Annotated in this window: 2 protein-coding genes; both read right to left on the bottom strand. The window is 27.9% G+C overall.

The window, feature by feature from the left end:
* Positions 1 to 241: hypothetical protein (locus JF73_RS09735; protein WP_046327878.1), on the bottom strand; the 241-nt coding region annotated here is incomplete at its 3' end.
* A 613-nt stretch (positions 242 to 854) separates the two neighbouring features.
* The coding region (locus JF73_RS08655) for an Rgg family transcriptional regulator (protein ID WP_046327877.1) at positions 855 to 1,446 on the bottom strand (592 nt) is incomplete at its 5' end.

Here is a 1,446-nt window from a genome sequence, read left to right as displayed (position 1 = left end):
AGGCACAATTTTCAATACTCAATATTTGTGAAGAAATCAAAAAAACATCTTCTATATCTTTCGATTGAACTGAAAGATGACCTTTCCAACCCGAGTCTGGAACGTCACATTCAATTGGATTAAAATAAATCCAAACATCATCATCAATCACTTTGTAATCTTTAAAATTCATACTTTTAACTAATTCTGTAAATTTATCACTGCTCCGTATCTTTTTTTCCAATTGAATAAAATTATCCATTTATTTATCTCCATAATAAAAATAAAAAAGCCAGTAACATTACAAAAGTATTAAGTAATATACTGGCTCCTATATTATTTCTTTTCCGTGTATCCACAAGTAATCAGACAAGTAAAAGCTTGCTTAGTAAGTGCATTAGGTAATGAGTCCAAGTCTTGAATAGTGCTTACCGAAACGTTCTCCATACTTTCTCACCTCCTTTCTTGTATAAGTACATAATTAATAATGTCGATATCTATATTTCCAAATTTCATCACCATAAATAATACTTTTCATGTTATCGTCTCCTTCAATAAATATTTCTCATCTTTTATTGGTTGCTTTTAGGGTGAACAATAATGATAATAACCGTACGTAATAAATCACTCATGATTTTTCTCTTTCCTTTTCAATTTAAGTTTTAATATCTTTTCTTTTGTAGTTAATTTTTTTTCTGAGGTAGATTTTTCTATCTTCTTTAGAAAAATTCTCTTATTAATTTGTTCAAAATCGTTTATCAGTCATAGTTCTCACTCGCCTTTCCTATTTGTTTGTGACTCTAATATATGACCTTGAGCAAAAAAAAAATAAAAGTGGCATATTTGCTTATAAAAGTCAAATATGCCATTTTCTATTATTCTGTTATCTTCAAAAACTTTGACAATTCATTTCCGTATGATGTCATTCCAGTCAATTTGATATTTTCAATAATCAATTTACATTTTTCTAGACTTGCTTTATCATGCCGCACATGATAATCAATTAAATCTTCTACAAATACCAATACATTTTTATAGAAAAACAATTCTGGCGTAACAATGATTTCATTGGCATTCTTTATAAAAAATTCTAGACCATCATATCGTTTATTCTCTACACAAATAAAAAGTAAGTTTGAAATCATAGCTAAAATTAACGATTGCAGTTCTACATCATTAGTTCCTTTAAATTGCTGCAAAATTCGTTTAGTAATCAATAAGTTGCTGTCTAAATCATATAACTCCATGAAATTAGAATACAATTCTGCGTTAGTTTCATTAAAGTTAACGATACTAAAAATCTTGTTTTTCAATTTGCTTTTGATTTGTTCGTCTAAGCTCTTAAGATCATCATTCAATAATGCTATATACGCTGTAATGAACATTAACTGCTCATCTTTATCTGGTAAATCGCTGTCTTTTATCAAATGACTTATTTTTTCCAAATCACTCTTAGATCCTTGATAA

It is taken from the genome of Lactobacillus helsingborgensis, from assembly GCF_000970855.1.
GTDB classification, from domain to species: domain Bacteria; phylum Bacillota; class Bacilli; order Lactobacillales; family Lactobacillaceae; genus Lactobacillus; species Lactobacillus helsingborgensis.
Note: the sequence above shows the minus strand (reverse complement) of the source record. Positions and strands in the feature narration are given on the sequence as shown.